This is a genomic window from Flavobacterium sp. KACC 22758, assembly GCF_028736135.1.
Classification (GTDB): Bacteria; Bacteroidota; Bacteroidia; order Flavobacteriales; family Flavobacteriaceae; genus Flavobacterium; species Flavobacterium johnsoniae.
Genome location: NZ_CP117878.1, coordinates 4466688 through 4483215 on the forward strand (window position 1 = coordinate 4466688; position 16528 = coordinate 4483215).

Below are 16528 nucleotides of genomic sequence, written 5' to 3' on the forward strand. Positions count from 1 at the left end.
AAAACGAGATCAATTCTTTACTTTTGCACGCATGTTAGCATTCTTTAAATCAAAACCTTTTTTAAAAGATCTTTTAGCGGGCGATTATGTCGACATTCATTCGCATTTGCTTCCGGGAATTGACGACGGTGCAAAGACGATTAAAAAAACGGTTAAACTGGCAAAAGCTTTTCAGGAATTGGGAATCTCTCAATTTGTAACTACACCGCATATTAACCATTATGTCTGGAACAATTCTGAACAGGATATTTTAGAAAAATTAAACGAAACTCAGCTTTTATTAAAAGAAGAAAATATACCTATTCCGTTTAAAGCCGCTGCAGAATATTTTATGGATGACTGGTTTGAAAATCATCTAAAAACAGAAAAACTCCTCACTTTAAAAGACAATTACATATTGGTTGAAATATCGTATTTAAGTGCGCCTTTCAACTTATATAAAATTATTTTTGATATTCAGCTTGCCGGCTATATTCCGGTTTTGGCGCATCCGGAAAGATATACCTATTTTCATAAAAATTTTGATGAATATGAAAAGCTGAAAAAATCAGGATGTTTGTTTCAGCTTAATTTATTGGCTACAGTAGGTTATTATGGAAGTGAAATTACCAAAACTGCTGCACTTTTATTAAAAAAAGGAATGTACGATTTTACAGGAACCGATGTGCATCACAGCAGTCATATAGAATCTATGCATCAAAAAATCAAAATAGATGCGGCTTCAAACTTAAAGGAAGTTATTGCTAACAATCAGTTTTTTAAATTCTAATAGGCGTTTTCATCACCTTTAAGGATGTTTATTACAGTCCTCACTATGATTTTGATATCGAGAAGTAAACTCCAGTTTTCGATATACCAAATATCATATTCTACTCTATTTTCCATATCAGCCAGTTCTTTTGTCTCGCCTCGATAGCCGTTAACTTGTGCCCAGCCGGTAATACCTGGTTTTGCAAACTGGCGTACTAAATAATTATTAATCAATTCGCTGTATTCTTTGGCAAGATTTATCATGTGTGGCCTTGGCCCAACTACTGACATATCTCCCCAAAATACATTAAAAAACTGCGGCAGTTCATCAATACTGGTTTTACGAATAAAAGCTCCAAATTTTGTTACACGGCTGTCTCCTTTTCCTGCCTGCTTATCGTGTGCAAGATCGTTAACGTACATGCTCCTGAATTTTAAGCAGACAAAAGGTCTGTTATCTCGTCCGGAACGTTTTTGCCTAAAGAAAACTGGACCTGGCGATTCTAATTTTATAATCAGCATTACGATTGGAAAAAGCCAGGGAAATATCAGCAGAATCACCAAGGCCGAAAAACAAACATCAAAAGCTTTTTTTATCAGTTTATTGGTTACAGATTCTAAAGGTTCACGGCGGAGCATTAATACCGGAGTATTTTCATAAAAAGTAATTTCTACTTTACTTGATTTTGTGTACAATTGAAAATCAGGAACAAATTTAATTCTCACCATATTTTGTTCGCAGATTTTAACCAGTTTATTGATTACTGCAATATCATCTATATGCAGGGCAACGTACATTTCGTCTACTTCTTTTTGAACTATAAAATCCTGAATTTCATCAAAACCGCCAATGAGCTGATCTGAAAAAACAGGATCGGCTTTTTCATCAAAAAAACCCAAAAACTTATAGCCGTAAGTCAAATCTTTAGCCAAAATTTTTCGCATTCTTTCGCCAGTTTCATTTGCGCCTACGATAATAATTTTTCGAAAATTATATCCCTTTGCTCTAATTTCTTTTAAAAGCTTCATTGAAATATATCGGGAAACCAACAAAATCACAAAAAAGAACAAATAGAAATACAACAGTCGAAGTCTGGAAATATCAGCAAATTTTAGATACACTACAATAATTGAAATTATCGAAGCATGAATAACCAGTTTTCTTATGGTTCGTTTTAAAATAGATTCAATACGTTCTATACGAATCATTCTGTATGAATCTTTATTCAGCAATAATCCTATCCAAATTAAGTTAGCCAGGACAGAAACTGTCCTTTCTTCTTTTATTAAAAGTTCGTCTAAACTCCCAAATCTGGCTAAAGAAGAAAGCAGTATCGCAGTATTTAACAAAATGACATCCCAGCACACAAACAAAAGTTTGAAATACCTGGACATTCTAAATCGTGACAGTTCTTCTAAAATTCTCATATTTGGGGAAACTCAGTTTAAAGCTAAACTTACAAGTGCAAAATAACATTTTATTTATATTAATAATCTTATTTTTCCAGCTAATCTTGAAAAATTTTACTTTTGCTTCAACCAAAATTTAAGATATGGTAATATTGCGCTTTCTATTCTTTTTTCTTTTATCTGTTTTTTCGATTCATGCCCAAATTTCGGGCTGTACAGACCCTGTTTCTAAAAACTACAATTCAATTGCGACAGAAAATGACGGAAGCTGCGTTTATAAAAATTTAAAGTTAAAACCTGAATATTCAGTAAGGCTGAGCGATTCTGTTAAAGAAACTTCGGGATTAATTGTTTTTGATAATTTACTATGGACACATAATGACGATCATGACAAAACGATTTACGGATTAGATTCTTTAGGAAAAATTAAAAAGAAAATCATTCTTGAAAATGTTACCAATCATGACTGGGAAGAAATTTCGCAGGACAGTACACATATATACATTGGCGATTTTGGAAATAACTACAGTGGAAACCGAACGGATTTAAATATTTTGAAAATTGAAAAAAAGTCGTTTTTAGCACAGAATCCAATTATCGAAAAAATTTCATTTAACTATTCTGACCAGACAAATTTATCGGCACAAAAACCAAACACGACTGATTTTGACTGTGAAGCTTTTATAGTTTCAAAAGACAGTATTTATTTGTTTTCTAAACAATGGAAATCCTCTAAAACTAATATTTATGTTTTACCCAAACAACCCGGAAATCATATTGCTCAATTCAAAAACACTTTAGACACGAAAGGTTTAGTAACTGGTGCCGTTTATTTAGAAGATAAAAAAATCATTGCTCTCTGCGGTTATTCAAAAACCGGAAAAACTTTTTTATATCTTTTATATGATTTTAAAAACAATGATTTTTTATCCGGCAATAAACGAAAAATCGATCTTAAACTTCCATTTCATCAAATAGAAGGAATTGCGACAAAAGACGGTCTTCATTATTTTATTACAAACGAATCTTTGGTACGGAAACCTATTTTAAATAATCCGCAGCAAATTCATTATATAGATTTGAGTTCAATCCTGAGTTCGTATCTCCATAAATAATTCGCAAATCGTAAGATAAAAGTTTACTTTTGCAGAAAGTTATGTTTTTCAAAATACTCATAACTCATAATTTATAACTTACAATTACAAAGTGAATTACTTATCTGTAGAAAATATATCGAAGTCATTTGGCGAAAGAGTCCTTTTTGACAACATTTCTTTTGGAATCAATAAAGATCAAAAAATTGCTTTTATTGCCAAAAATGGTTCTGGTAAAACTACCATTATGAGCATTATTAACGGCTTAGACGAACCAGATACAGGGCAGGTTGTTTTAAGAAAAGGAATTAGAATGGCGTTTCTTTCTCAGGATAACAACCTTCAGGATGAACTTACAATTGAAGAAAGTATTTTCGCTTCAGATAATGAAACCCTTAAAATAATTGAAGCTTACGAAAAAGCATTAGAAAATCCAGATGACGAAGAAGCATATCAAAAAGCTTTTGACGGAATGGATCAGCATAATGCATGGGATTTTGAAACACAGTACAAACAGATTTTATTCAAATTAAAACTGGAAGATTTTAAACTGAAAGTAAAAAATCTTTCGGGAGGGCAAAAAAAACGTCTTTCACTGGCTATCATATTAATTAATCGCCCAGATTTATTGATTCTCGATGAGCCAACCAACCATTTAGATCTTGAAATGATCGAATGGCTTGAAAGCTATTTTGCCAAAGAAAATATTACGTTGTTTATGGTAACGCATGACCGTTTCTTTTTGGAACGTGTCTGCAATGAAATTATCGAATTAGACAACGGAAAATTATACCAATACAAAGGAAATTACTCTTACTATTTAGAGAAAAAAGAAGAGCGAATAACTTCTGAAAATTCGAGCATTGACAAAGCTAAAAACTTATTTGTAAAAGAATTAGAATGGATGCGACGCCAGCCAAAAGCAAGAACAACCAAATCTAAATCACGTCAGGATGACTTTTATGTAATTAAAGAAAAAGCACAAAGCCGACGTAAAGAAAACAAAGTCGAACTTGAAATTAATATGGAAAGAATGGGAAGCAAAATTATTGAGCTTCATAAACTTTCTAAAAAATTCAAAGACCGTGTTATTCTGGATAATTTCAGTTTTGATTTTCAGCGTGGTGAAAGAATTGGGATTATTGGTAAAAACGGAACCGGAAAATCTACTTTCTTAAATCTGCTTACGGGTACAATTCCGCCGGACAGCGGACGCGTTGTAAAAGGAGACACAATTAAAATTGGGTATTACACACAATCCGGAATTAATCCAAAACCGGGTCAGCGTGTTATTGATATTATTAAGGAATACGGAGAATATATTCCGCTTGCAAAAGGAAAAATCATTTCGGCTTCACAATTGTTAGAGCGTTTTCTTTTTGATGCTAAAAAACAATACGATTATGTAGAAAAATTAAGCGGAGGAGAATTAAAACGTTTGTATTTATGTACAGTTTTAATCCAGAATCCAAACTTTTTAATTCTTGATGAGCCTACAAACGATTTGGATATTGTAACGCTTAACGTTTTAGAGAGTTTCCTTTTAGATTATCCAGGCTGTTTATTGGTTGTTTCGCACGACCGTTACTTTATGGATAAAATCGTCGATCATTTATTTGTTTTTAGAGGACAAGGCGAAATCGAGAATTTCCCAGGAAACTATTCTGATTTCCGCGCTTACGAAGACAGTGCCGATGTTGCTCAAAAAGAAGAAAACAAAGCCGAAAAGAAAGACTGGAAACAAAATAACCCAACCGGAAATTTAAGCTTTAACGAACAAAAAGAATATCAAAAAATTGAAAGAGAAATCAAGGATTTAGAAATTGAAAAAGCTAAAATCGAACAGTTATTCTCTGATGGAAAAGTAGCCGATGCTGATATTGAAAAAAAAGCAAACGAGCTTCAAAATATCATAAATAAAATTGATTCAAAAGAAGAACGATGGTTCGAACTTTCTGCAAAGATTGAAGGGTAATCTATTACGCAAAGATTCACAAAGAAAACACACAGAGTTACACGAAATTTTTTGTGAATCTTTGCGTTTTCTTTGTGAAGCTCTGTGAAACCAAAATATTTAATTATTTAAAAAGATAAAATATGAAACAACTTTTAACTGCTTTACTTTCATTAATACTTTTTATTTCTTGTTCTAAAGACAAAGATGAAGTCAAAGATTATACTGCTGAAAATGAGAAAGAGATTGTTGATTATTTAGCTCAGAATAATTTAACTGCACAAAGAACAAATTCTGGTTTATATTACATTATTACCAAAGAAGGAGAAAGTCAAAGCGAAGGAGAAAACACAGAAGGAAATGAAAATGACGGACATCCTACATTAAATTCTAATATAACCGTTATTTACAAAGGTTACTTTACTAACGGGAAAGTTTTTGATGAAAGCACAGAAGGAGTTTCATATTCGCTTCGTACTCTTATTCCGGGATGGAAAGAGGGAATTCCGCTTTTAAAATCAGGCGGCGAAATACAGCTTTTTGTACCTGCTCATTTAGGATACGGCAGCAATGGAAACAAAACTGTTCCCGGAGGCGCTGTACTGATATTTGAAATCACTTTAGTTTCTGTTAATTAAGATCATATTTTAAACCCGCATGTTGTTTCAAATCAAATCGTATTTAAATTTTCTTTGGCATTCTACAAACGAACACGGCGTACATTCGCCTTTTGTTTTTAATTTACTTACGAAATGTTTTTATGATAAAAAGCCAAAACCAGAATATCAAATTCTAACGAATTACAGAAAATCACTTCTTGAAAATAAAAATTTCATTGAAGTAACAGATTTTGGCGCTGGTTCAAAAGTTTTTAAATCAAACAAAAGACAGATTTCAAAAATTGCATCAACAGCCGGAATTTCTCCAAAACGTGCTGAATTATTATTTCGTGTTACAAATTATTTTAAGCCGCAAAACATTCTAGAAATTGGTACTTCATTAGGATTAGCGAGTTCAGCTCTTACATTAGGAAGTAAAGAATCTTTTTTGCTTAGTCTTGAAGGCTGTCAAAATACACAATCAGTCGCGGAAAATTTATTTAACAAACAATTTCCAGATTTTAACTTTGACTTTGTTAATTCAGAATTTAGCAAATTCTTGCACGAAGGCTCAGCAAATATCTGTAGTTGGGATTTAATATATTTTGATGGCAATCATTCTAAAAAAGCAACTTTAGAATATTTTAATCTTTTACTTCCAACAATAAACAACGATTCTATCTGGATTTTTGATGACATTCATTGGTCTCCGGAAATGGAAGAAGCCTGGGAGATTATCAAAAATCATTCAAAAGTAAAAGTCACCATCGACACCTTTCAATGGGGATTCGTGTTTTTTAGATACGAACAGGAAAAAGAACATTTTGTAATTAGAGCATAAAAATTACTTCCTTTTACTTAAACATTTAAGAAAACAAATTAAGATAAACCATTCTAAATTTAGATATAATATCTGACAAAAAAAGATGTTTTATAAGATGTTTTTTTATCTTTGAAATTCAGATTTTTTAGTACAGATAGGTTTATCTTTGAACCTTAAGAAAAACGACATTCATTATGGAACAGAAAATTCATCAGGGAAGAAACGTAAAGCGATTCAGAGAAATGCTTGGCATAAAACAGGAAGCACTCGCTTATGATTTGGGAGAAGACTGGAACCAGAAAAAAATTTCTATACTCGAACAAAAAGAGGTTATTGAAGACAATCTGCTAAAACAAATCTCTAATTCTTTAAAAATTCCTGTTGAAGCTTTTCAAAATTTTGATGAAGGGCAAGCAGTAAATATTATTGCAAGTACGTTCAATGCCCATGATTATGCAACTGGATTAATAATCAACAACTATAATCCAATTGAAAAGATTGTTCAATTGCATGAAGAAAAAATTGCCTTATATGAGCGTATGCTGAAAGAAAAAGACGAAATGATGGCAAAGCTTGAAAAATTAATTGGCAAATAAATTTTAGAATTATCTTTCATTAAAACATAAAAAGCAACTGTCGCAAAAGTCAGAGCAGCATCATTTTATTTTACACATTTTTTTGTTCCATAGGAACATTTCATTGGTAGAAAATTATATTTTTTTCATCGTTTTACGTTCCGTAGGAACGTTTGGTTATTAAAATCTGGCATATCAAACGTTCCTACGGAACGTAAATCGCGCCCCTCTATTCTTTCTACTACCTACGAAACATTCCTAACGGAATGAAATCGTATATAAAAATCGACAAGTATAAGTTTACATTAAAAGCATAAAAAAAAGACGATCATTTCTGATCGTCTTTTTCATTTTAATAAAAATTTAAACTTTATTTTTTAGCATCTTTATTCTCTTCAGATTTAGCACCCATTCTGTTAACAGTATACATTGGTGCAAATTTGATTTTTAAACCGGCAATTTTTCTGTTATCTTCTGCTGTAAGACCTTCTTTTTCAACTGTATTTTTACGGCTGTCAAGTGCTTCATACATCAGTTTAACTTCATCCCAGTCTTCTCTTGAATATTTATCTTTATTATTTTCTACAGTGTGAACGAACTGCTGATAAACGCTGTGAATATTTTGAGCATTTACCCAGCTGAAATTCATATCATCACCAATTTTTCCAGCACCAAATAAGGCATCTCTTAATTGTTGTTTTGGGCTTGGAGCCGGAGGGGCAAAAACGGTGGTCATCTCATTTTTAAACTCTTCATATTTAATTTTGCTGGCGTTTATTTTTTCGGTCGCAGCCGAATTATCTTTAAGATCAGCCAGCGCTGTTTGAGCTTCTTGAGACTTTCTATCATATTCTGCTTCAACAGTTTTCCAGTTTTCTTTTAAATTATCTGCTGAAACATTTTTTACAGAATCGACGTAGGCTACATAAGAGTCGATTGTTTTTTGAGCTTTCTCTTGTTTTTCATCTTTACAAGATGTTAATCCTAATACTAATAATGTAACTGCCGAGGCTATTTTTATATTTCTCATAATGTTGATTGTTTTAATTAATTAATCAAATGTACCAAATACCCACCCGAACAATTTACATTATTAACACGTTTTTAAACCAAAAAACATCTTAATACTATAAAACTCTTAAAATAATGATAATTATACAAAACCCAACCAAAATCATGTAACTATTTTATGGTTTAAAAAACATATTCTTTTGGGCACATACCTATAAAAAAGCTTTTGTAACAAAATCCAATTCTAAACTACTTATCATTTTTATTGAAAAGTGTTTTGTACTTTTAAATCCAAAATTGTAAAATAAAATGGCAGATCCATTAATTAAAATAACCGACATACGACGAAATTTCATATTGGGCAATGAAACTGTATATGTTTTAAAAGGAATTAATTTAGAAATCAACAAAGGCGAATATGTCGCTTTAATGGGACCTTCGGGATCCGGAAAATCAACTTTAATGAATTTATTGGGTTGTTTGGATACGCCTACTTCCGGAAGATATGTTTTGAACGGAAAAGATGTCAGCCAAATGCGCGATGATGAACTTGCCGGAATACGTAATACAGAAATAGGTTTTGTTTTTCAAACCTTCAATCTTTTACCCAGAACAACGGCACTGGATAATGTTGCACTGCCAATGATTTATGCCGGATATTCAAAATCAGATAGAAATGTAAGAGCCACCGAGGTTTTAAAACAAGTAAATCTCGCTGATAGAATGGATCACCAGCCCAATCAGTTATCAGGAGGTCAGCGCCAGCGTGTTGCCATTGCCCGCGCTCTGGTAAACAAACCTTCGATTATTTTAGCCGATGAACCTACAGGAAACCTGGACAGTAAAACCTCTGTAGAAATCATGAAACTTTTTGGAGATATTCATGCACAGGGAAATACTGTTATTCTAGTAACCCACGAAGAAGATATTGCTGCGTATGCACACAGAGTTATCCGTTTACGAGACGGTTTAATTGAAAGTGACACGAGTAGATCTGTTTAACCGTTTATTTGGTTAATTGTTTAATCGGAAAAAGAAAAACTAGATTTTAGGTTATTTCAAAAGTATTGAAACCTTAGAATCTTAGTATCTCAGAACCTTAGCATCTTTAAAAAAATGAAAGTATACACCAAAACAGGCGATAAAGGAACAACAGCACTTTTTGGAGGCACACGTGTTCCTAAAGATCATATTAGAATTGACAGTTATGGAACTGTTGATGAACTCAATTCTTATATCGGATTAATTCGCGATCAGGAAATCGATTCGCATTATAAAACTATTTTAATAGAAATTCAGGATCGTCTTTTTACTGTAGGCGCCATTTTGGCAACACCGCAGGAAAAAGAAGTTTTAAAAAACGGAGAACTTCGCTTAAAAAATCTCGGAATAATTGATTCTGATATTGAATTGCTTGAAAATGAAATAGACAAAATGGAAGAAAGCCTTCCGCAAATGACACATTTTGTTTTACCGGGCGGCCATCCTACCGTGTCACATTGTCATATAGCGCGCTGTATATGCCGTCGCGCAGAGCGTTTGGCAGTACATTTAAGTCATAACGAACACGTTCCTGAAATCGCAATTATGTACTTAAACCGACTTTCTGACTATCTTTTTGTCTTGGCACGAAAGTTGTCCTCAGACCTTAAAGCGGAGGAAGTGAAATGGATTCCGCGTAAGTAAACAGTCACGGTTTTCAGTTTTCAAACTGCAAACTCACACAAAAACTGAGTACTAAAAAAATATAGCAATTAGCAGCAAATTTCAGTTTTTAAACTGAAAACTGGCACTGAAAACTGCATACTAGTAAAGACGTTCTTAAATTTTATTAAAATAAATCAAATTTTACTTGTCTTTTTCAGTAAAAAATTTATTTTTGCACAAACTAAACAGATAACAGATGTATTGGACATTAGAATTAGCATCTTATTTAAGTGATGCGCCATGGCCTGCTAACAAAGACGAACTTATAGACTACGCTATTAGAGCTGGTGCTCCATTAGAAGTAGTAGAGAACCTTCAGTCAATCGAAGATGAAGGTGAGATATATGAATCAATGGAAGAAATTTGGCCTGATTATCCAACAGACGAAGATTATCTTTGGAATGAGGATGAATATTAAAAAATAAACCAAAGGAAAAAGTCTCATCACAGAGGCTTTTTTTTTGGTTCAAATACACATTATATAATTATAGAAATACAATAAATTATGAGTTTCATAAACAGCATCATTAAGGTATTTGTGGGTGATAAGTCTCAAAAAGACGTTAAAGCCCTGCAGCCTTACCTAAACAAAATTAAAACTTTCGAATCGAGCTTAATGAGTTTGTCTCACGACGAATTAAGAGCAAGAACAACATACTTTAAAGAAAGAATTAAAGAAGCAAGAGCAGATAAAGATGCAAAGATTGCTTCTCTTAAAGCCGAAGTTGAAAAAATTGAAGATATCGACAAAAGAGAAGATATTTATGATGCGATAGACGCTCTTGAAAAAGAAGCTTATGAAATCTCTGAAAAAACTTTATTGGAAATTCTTCCGGAAGCGTTTTCTGTAGTAAAAGAAACGGCTCGTCGTTTCAAAGAAAACGCTCATATCGAAGTTACGGCTACTGCAAAAGACCGTGAGTTTTCTGCAACAAAACCATATATCGTTATTGACGGAGAAAAATCTATTTGGGCTAACAAATGGAATGCTGCCGGAAAAGACATCACTTGGGACATGATTCACTACGATGTTCAGTTAATTGGCGGTATGGTACTGCACGAAGGTAAAGTTGCCGAAATGCAAACGGGAGAAGGTAAAACTTTGGTTGCTACACTTCCTCTTTACTTAAATGCCTTAACTGGAAACGGAGTTCACTTAGTAACGGTGAATGACTACTTAGCAAAACGTGACAGCACGTGGAAAGCACCTTTATTCGAATTCCACGGTTTATCTGTTGACTGTATCGACAATCACCAGCCAAGTACTGAGGCTAGAAAAAAAGCTTACGACGCAGATATCACTTACGGAACCAACAACGAATTTGGTTTTGACTACCTAAGAGATAACATGGCACACTCTCCTAGCGATTTAGTGCAGAGAAAACACAATTTTGCAATTGTCGACGAGGTCGATTCTGTATTAATTGATGATGCAAGAACACCGCTTATCATTTCTGGACCAGTTCCTCAGGGAGATCGTCACGAATTCAACGAATTGAAACCAAAAATTGAAAACTTAGTTGCACAGCAGCGTCAGTTAGCAAATGGTTTCTTAGCCGAAGCTAAAAAATTAATCAAAGAAGGAAATACTAAAGAAGGTGGTTTCTTATTATTAAGAGCTTACAGATCTTTACCTAAAAACAAAGCATTAATTAAATTTTTAAGTGAAGAAGGAATTAAACAATTGCTTCAAAAAACTGAAAATCAATATATGCAGGACAACAATCGCGAAATGCATAAAGTTGACGAAGCTTTATACTTTGTGATTGAAGAGAAAAACAATCAGGTAGAATTAACAGACAATGGTATCAAATACCTTTCTGGAGATACTGATGCCGATTTCTTCGTTTTACCAGACATTGGAACAGAAATCGCTGCAATTGAAAAACAAAAATTAGATAAAGACGCTGAAGCGGAAGCTAAAGAAAGATTATTCCAGGATTTTGGAGTAAAAAGCGAGCGTATTCATACTCTTACTCAACTTTTAAAAGCGTATGCTTTATTCGAAAAAGATGTTGAGTACGTTATCATGGACAACAAAATTATGATTGTCGATGAGCAGACAGGTCGTATCATGGATGGTCGTCGTTATTCTGATGGTCTTCACCAAGCTATCGAAGCTAAAGAAAATGTAAAAATCGAAGCTGCAACGCAGACTTTTGCAACTGTTACATTACAGAACTATTTCAGAATGTATAACAAACTGGCTGGTATGACTGGTACAGCGGTTACTGAAGCAGGTGAGTTATGGCAGATTTATAAATTAGACGTTGTTGAAATTCCAACAAACCGCGGCATTGCAAGAATTGATAAAGAAGATTATATCTACAAAACAACACGTGAGAAATTCAACGCTGTAATCGAAGATGTTACGGAACTATCTCAAGCTGGAAGACCAGTTTTGATTGGAACAACTTCTGTAGAGATTTCAGAATTATTAAGCCGTATGCTTAAAATGAGAGGAATCACACACAACGTATTGAACGCTAAAATGCACAAGCAAGAGGCACAAATCGTTGAAGAAGCGGGTAAAGCTGGAGTTGTAACTATTGCAACAAATATGGCTGGTCGTGGTACCGATATTAAATTATCTCCAGAAGTAAAAGCTGCAGGAGGTTTAGCAATTGTTGGTACAGAGCGTCATGATTCTCGTCGTGTAGACAGACAGTTACGTGGTCGTTCTGGTCGTCAAGGAGATCCAGGAAGTTCTCAATTCTATGTTTCTCTTGAAGATAACTTAATGCGTTTATTCGGTTCTGAAAGAGTTGCGAAAGTAATGGACAGAATGGGATTGAAAGAAGGTGAAGTTATTCAGCATTCTATGATGACTAAATCTATCGAACGTGCTCAGAAAAAAGTAGAAGAAAACAACTTTGGTGTTCGTAAACGTTTATTAGAATATGATGACGTAATGAACTCGCAACGTGAAGTAGTTTACAAACGTCGTCGTCATGCATTGTTCGGAGAGCGTTTGAAACTGGATATTGCAAATATGCTTTATGATACTTGCGAATTAATCGTAAGCAACAGTAAAGTAACAAATGATTTTAAAGGATTTGAGTTTGATTTAATTCGTTATTTCGGAATCACTTCTCCAATTTCTGAAGCAGATTTCACAAAATTAAATGACATCGAAGTTACTGGAAAAGTATACAAAGAAGCTTTAGCTTTCTACACTGAAAAAACAGAAAGAAGCGCAAGAGAAGCTTTCCCAATTATCAAAGGAGTTTACGAAGAGCCAAACAATCATTTTGAAAGAATTGTAGTTCCATTTACAGACGGAATTAAAACTTTGAATGTGGTAACAGACTTGAAAAAAGCTTATGACAGCGAAGGCGCTCAATTAATTGCTGATTTCGAGAAAAACATCACACTTTCTATTGTTGATGAAGCATGGAAAAAACATTTGCGTAAAATGGACGAATTGAAACAATCTGTTCAATTAGCCGTTCACGAACAAAAAGATCCTTTGCTTATCTACAAATTAGAAGCTTTCAACTTGTTTAGGGGAATGCTTGACAACGTTAACAAAGAAGTTATTTCATTCTTATTCAAAGGTGATTTACCTGCTCAAAACGTTCCTGAAATTCACGAAGCAAGAGAAGTAGCTCGTCCAAAAGAAAATTTACAATTAAGTAAAGACGAAATTCCAAACAGCGAAAGTATCAACCGTGAAGCAGGAGAAACTCAACAGCGTCAGGTTACAGAAACTATCGTTAGAGATATGCCAAAAATCAACAGAAATGATACTGTTACAGTTCAGGAAGTTGCAACTGGCAAAACAGAAACAATGAAATTTAAAAAAGCTGAAAGTCTTATCGCTGCAGGAACTTGGGTTCTTGTTAAATAATAATTTTCAGTATTCGATTTTCAGCCGCAATTTTCAGACTGATAATCAAATTAAATATTCAAAACCGACAAGTTTCAAAAGCTTGTCGGTTTTTTTATTCAAATTACATTCATTTATAAAACATTAAAAAAAATAAAAAAAGCACTAAAAAAAACTTAAAAATAAATTCGTTCTAAAATGAATATAATGTATTTTTGCAGTCGAAACAACGAAATCAACCTTTGAAGAAGTTTTTTATCATATTACTTTCTTGTATCCTTCTGGTGCCATCTTTTGGCAATTTCTTTGTTTATGCTTCTTTTAAAATCAATCAGGACGAAATTGTAAAAACTATCTGTGTGCAGCGCAAACAGGTTTTTAATACATGTAACGGTCGATGTGAACTTCAAAAAAGCTTAAAAAAATACGCTGATAACGAAAAAAAAATGCAGGACAATCTAAAAGAGAAATCAGAGATTGTTTACATTCAAAATACAACAACTGCACAATACAAATTAATTGCACCTGTTGAAACAACAACCAGAAACTTTTCGTTTTTAGATAAAAAACCAGTTTCTGTTTCAATTGCGGCTTTTCATCCGCCTTCCCTTTTTATATAATTTTTTAAATTCTTATTTCAATTTTATTGAAATCAATTTTCATTGCTTTAAAATCAATGAAAAAGCGTTTACGCATACTTTAAATTTAAATTTTTATATAAAAATCCTTAAAATGAAAAACATACTATACAAAGCTTTCGCTATTGCAGCAATCTCTCTATCATTAATTTCTTGTTCAAGCGATGACAACGAGGAAGCAGCAGGAAACGGAAATATTACATTAAAATTTGACAACGCTTACGGAACAAACGACCTTATTTTAAATACACAGGGAAACACAACTTCTAACAATGAAGTATTAAAAATAAGCCTTGTAAAATATATTGTAAGCAATGTAGTTTTTACAAAAGCTGACGGAAGCACTTTTACTTACCCAAAAAGCAAAAGCTACTTTATTGCTGACGAATCTACTGCAGCCGGACAACAGTTTAAACTGACAGATATTCCTGCCGGAGATTACGTAAAAGTAAAATTTGGAATTGGAGTTGATGAAGAACAATGGAAATTAGGAGCAGCTGGTCAGGGAGATTTTCTTGCACAGGCAGATGCTGCAGGCATGATGTGGTCTTGGGCTGCAGGTTACAAATTCTTTGCTCTTGAAGGAACTTTTACTTCGCCTACTGTTACAACTGCAACTCCATTTATGATTCATACCGGAAAAACAGGAACTGACTACAACTATACTGAAGTAACTATAGATTTCCCTACTAAAGCTTTGGTTCGTACTAACATTACTCCAGCAGTTCACATCATTACAGATCTTTCTAAAGTTATCGACGGTACAAACAAAATCAAACTTTCAGACAACAACATGGGCGGAATGGGCGCTATGATTATGGGTGGTGCAAACTTACCTCTAATTACTCAAAACTTCAATACTATGTTTAGAGTAGACCACGTACATAACGACTAAATTCATTTTCAGGAGCACAAAAGTTAGAGTTTTCAAGAACTCACTTCCTGCTATCTCTTTTGCGTTTGCAGCTGCAAACGCAAAAAGATGCCACGTGTCCCGATTACCATCGGAAGGGCTAAACCAGAACTTTTGTGCTTCTTAAAAACTTAAAAATCATGTTGAAAATAAAATATTTTCTATGGCTGATTATTCCGTTGTTATGGAGCTGTTCTAATAATGAGGATGAAGAATATGTAAATGTACCTTTAGAATTTAAAGTACCATCTAACTTTCCTGCTCTGGCTTATAACATTGAACTAAATCCGCCTACAGAAAAAGGATTCGAATTAGGGAAAAAATTATTCTATGACGGTCGTTTAGCTTCAGACGGAGTAGTTTCTTGTGGTTTCTGCCATATACAAGCCAATGCTTTTACACATCACGGACACACCGTAAGCCACGGAGTAAACGACGCACAAGGAACAAGAAATACGCCGTCAATTCAAAATTTAGCGTATCAAAACATTTTTATGTACGATGGCGCAGCAGATCATTTAGATTTACAGCCAATTATTCCGCTTACAAGTATTATTGAGATGAATGGCGATTTAAATGCCATTTTAAAAATGATGAAAGCCGATAAGGAATATCAAAAATTGTTTAGTCAGGCTTTTGATGATGGCGCAATCACAACCGAAAATATGCTGAAAGCCCTTTCGCAGTTTATGGTTATGGTTGTTTCATCAAATTCAAAATTTGACAAATACAGAAGAAACGAAGCCGGCGGTACTTTTACAAGTGAAGAACAGGCAGGATACGATTTATTTAAATCAAAATGCGCTTCGTGCCATGCTACTGATTTACAAACCGACAATTCATTTAGAAATAATGGTTTAGCAGTAAATCCGGCTGTTAATGATGTAGGAAGATATAAGGTTACAGAGCTTGCATCTGACTATTATAAATTTAAGGTGCCAAGTTTACGAAATGTAGAAGTTTCCGGCCCATACATGCATGACGGAAGATTTGGAACTCTTGAAGGTGTTCTGGATCATTATGCCAGCGGTATTGAAGATTCTAAAACACTAGATCCTATTTTAAAACAAAATGGAAAATTTGGAATCCCGCTTTCTGCAACTGAAAAACAGCAGATAATTGCTTTTTTGAAAACACTGACGGATACGCAGTATTTGACAGATAAACGTTTCGCTGAATATTAGAATAAAAATACAGCCGCAGATTTCACAGATTAAATACAAAG

At 33.7% G+C, this 16528-nt stretch carries 15 protein-coding genes; 13 read left to right on the top strand and 2 right to left on the bottom strand.

Features of this window, described 5'->3' with window-relative positions:
• The first annotated feature begins 31 nt into the window (after positions 1-31).
• Positions 32-769 (top strand): tyrosine-protein phosphatase, encoded by a 738-nt coding sequence (locus tag PQ462_RS18655; protein ID WP_274251140.1) that lies wholly within the window; start codon positions 32-34, stop codon positions 767-769.
• On the opposite strand, the gene PQ462_RS18660 is transcribed toward PQ462_RS18655, so the two are convergent.
• Positions 766-2178, bottom strand: a complete 1413-nt coding sequence (locus tag PQ462_RS18660) for an undecaprenyl-phosphate glucose phosphotransferase (protein WP_274251141.1) — start codon at positions 2176-2178, stop codon at positions 766-768. The genes PQ462_RS18655 and PQ462_RS18660 overlap by 4 nt on opposite strands.
• A gap of 125 nt (positions 2179-2303) precedes the next feature.
• On the opposite strand from PQ462_RS18660, the gene PQ462_RS18665 reads away from it, so the two are divergent.
• From PQ462_RS18665 to PQ462_RS18685, 5 genes are all read left to right on the top strand, one after another.
• Positions 2304-3275: a T9SS C-terminal target domain-containing protein gene (locus PQ462_RS18665; RefSeq protein ID WP_274251142.1), complete on the top strand. Its 972-nt coding sequence runs from the start codon at positions 2304-2306 to the stop codon at positions 3273-3275.
• A 91-nt stretch (positions 3276-3366) separates the two neighbouring features.
• Complete coding sequence (locus PQ462_RS18670; RefSeq protein ID WP_274251143.1) at positions 3367-5229, top strand: ABC-F family ATP-binding cassette domain-containing protein; 1863 nt, start codon at positions 3367-3369, stop codon at positions 5227-5229.
• A 122-nt stretch (positions 5230-5351) separates the two neighbouring features.
• Positions 5352-5846, top strand: coding sequence for an FKBP-type peptidyl-prolyl cis-trans isomerase (locus tag PQ462_RS18675; RefSeq protein ID WP_274251144.1), 495 nt, complete (start codon positions 5352-5354; stop codon positions 5844-5846).
• Between the two features lie 19 nt (positions 5847-5865).
• Complete coding sequence (locus PQ462_RS18680) at positions 5866-6648, top strand: class I SAM-dependent methyltransferase (RefSeq protein WP_274251145.1); 783 nt, start codon at positions 5866-5868, stop codon at positions 6646-6648.
• Positions 6649-6824: 176 nt separating this feature from the next.
• Positions 6825-7226, top strand: coding sequence for an XRE family transcriptional regulator (locus PQ462_RS18685; protein WP_274251146.1), 402 nt, complete (start codon positions 6825-6827; stop codon positions 7224-7226).
• A gap of 349 nt (positions 7227-7575) precedes the next feature.
• Here the strand turns inward: PQ462_RS18685 and PQ462_RS18690 are convergent, their stop codons facing one another.
• Positions 7576-8235, bottom strand: a complete 660-nt coding sequence (locus PQ462_RS18690) for a DUF6565 domain-containing protein (protein ID WP_274251147.1) — start codon at positions 8233-8235, stop codon at positions 7576-7578.
• Positions 8236-8525: 290 nt separating this feature from the next.
• On the opposite strand from PQ462_RS18690, the gene PQ462_RS18695 reads away from it, so the two are divergent.
• From PQ462_RS18695 to PQ462_RS18725, 7 genes are all read left to right on the top strand, one after another.
• On the top strand, positions 8526-9218 hold the full coding sequence (locus tag PQ462_RS18695; protein ID WP_012026964.1) for an ABC transporter ATP-binding protein: 693 nt from the start codon (positions 8526-8528) through the stop codon (positions 9216-9218).
• A 114-nt stretch (positions 9219-9332) separates the two neighbouring features.
• Entirely contained in the window at positions 9333-9902 is a 570-nt protein-coding gene (locus tag PQ462_RS18700) for a cob(I)yrinic acid a,c-diamide adenosyltransferase (RefSeq protein ID WP_012026965.1), read from the top strand.
• 217 nt (positions 9903-10119) lie between these two features.
• Positions 10120-10341 (top strand): DUF2795 domain-containing protein, encoded by a 222-nt coding sequence (locus tag PQ462_RS18705; protein ID WP_007138072.1) that lies wholly within the window; start codon positions 10120-10122, stop codon positions 10339-10341.
• An 87-nt stretch (positions 10342-10428) separates the two neighbouring features.
• Entirely contained in the window at positions 10429-13773 is a 3345-nt protein-coding gene (gene secA / locus PQ462_RS18710; RefSeq protein ID WP_274251148.1) for a preprotein translocase subunit SecA, read from the top strand.
• A gap of 221 nt (positions 13774-13994) precedes the next feature.
• Positions 13995-14372 (top strand): hypothetical protein, encoded by a 378-nt coding sequence (locus tag PQ462_RS18715; protein ID WP_274251149.1) that lies wholly within the window; start codon positions 13995-13997, stop codon positions 14370-14372.
• Between the two features lie 112 nt (positions 14373-14484).
• Positions 14485-15285 carry an MbnP family protein gene (locus PQ462_RS18720; RefSeq protein WP_274251150.1) on the top strand — a complete coding sequence of 267 codons (801 nt, stop codon included), beginning with the start codon at positions 14485-14487 and terminating at the stop codon, positions 15283-15285.
• Positions 15286-15443: 158 nt separating this feature from the next.
• Entirely contained in the window at positions 15444-16487 is a 1044-nt protein-coding gene (locus PQ462_RS18725) for a cytochrome-c peroxidase (RefSeq protein ID WP_274251151.1), read from the top strand.
• Positions 16488-16528 lie beyond the last annotated feature (41 nt).

Bases quoted from the DNA above. Each gene is read 5' to 3' on its own strand.
- PQ462_RS18700 (WP_012026965.1), top strand. From the start codon at position 9,333: ATGAAAGTATACACCAAAACAGGCGATAAAGGAACAACAGCACTTTTT.
- PQ462_RS18725 (WP_274251151.1), top strand. From the start codon at position 15,444: ATGTTGAAAATAAAATATTTTCTATGGCTGATTATTCCGTTGTTATGG.
- PQ462_RS18655 (WP_274251140.1), top strand. From the start codon at position 32: ATGTTAGCATTCTTTAAATCAAAACCTTTTTTAAAAGATCTTTTAGCG.
- PQ462_RS18665 (WP_274251142.1), top strand. From the start codon at position 2,304: ATGGTAATATTGCGCTTTCTATTCTTTTTTCTTTTATCTGTTTTTTCG.
- PQ462_RS18690 (WP_274251147.1), bottom strand. From the start codon at position 8,235: ATGAGAAATATAAAAATAGCCTCGGCAGTTACATTATTAGTATTAGGA.
- PQ462_RS18660 (WP_274251141.1), bottom strand. From the start codon at position 2,178: ATGAGAATTTTAGAAGAACTGTCACGATTTAGAATGTCCAGGTATTTC.
- PQ462_RS18695 (WP_012026964.1), top strand. From the start codon at position 8,526: ATGGCAGATCCATTAATTAAAATAACCGACATACGACGAAATTTCATA.
- PQ462_RS18705 (WP_007138072.1), top strand. From the start codon at position 10,120: ATGTATTGGACATTAGAATTAGCATCTTATTTAAGTGATGCGCCATGG.
- PQ462_RS18675 (WP_274251144.1), top strand. From the start codon at position 5,352: ATGAAACAACTTTTAACTGCTTTACTTTCATTAATACTTTTTATTTCT.
- PQ462_RS18720 (WP_274251150.1), top strand. From the start codon at position 14,485: ATGAAAAACATACTATACAAAGCTTTCGCTATTGCAGCAATCTCTCTA.
- PQ462_RS18680 (WP_274251145.1), top strand. From the start codon at position 5,866: ATGTTGTTTCAAATCAAATCGTATTTAAATTTTCTTTGGCATTCTACA.
- secA (WP_274251148.1), top strand. From the start codon at position 10,429: ATGAGTTTCATAAACAGCATCATTAAGGTATTTGTGGGTGATAAGTCT.
- PQ462_RS18685 (WP_274251146.1), top strand. From the start codon at position 6,825: ATGGAACAGAAAATTCATCAGGGAAGAAACGTAAAGCGATTCAGAGAA.